The sequence below is a fragment of the Novosphingobium malaysiense genome (assembly GCF_000802225.1).
GTDB lineage: Bacteria > Pseudomonadota > Alphaproteobacteria > Sphingomonadales > Sphingomonadaceae > Novosphingobium > Novosphingobium malaysiense.
The window spans coordinates 1-203 of record NZ_JTDI01000065.1; the positions used below are offsets into that span (position 1 = coordinate 1).

The following is a 203-nucleotide window of genomic DNA, read 5'->3' on the forward strand; positions in this document are numbered from 1 at the left end:
CGCTCCACATTTGCGGTGATCCCGTCAATGCACTTGCTACGCAACGTGTCGCAGGCATTGGTCAGCAGGTGGATAGACTCGAACATTGCTTGCGACAGCGCCGGTTCCATCACATTAAGTTCTAGCTGACCGGCCTCGGCAGCGAAACAGACAGTGACATCGTTTCCAAATACTTTGAAGCAGATCTGATTGACGACCTCGGG

General features: G+C 53.2%; 1 pseudogene. It reads right to left on the reverse strand.

The annotated features are described in order from the left end of the window. Positions 1 to 203: pseudogene (gene aspA, locus LK12_RS23510) on the reverse strand (aspartate ammonia-lyase); the annotation flags it as partial.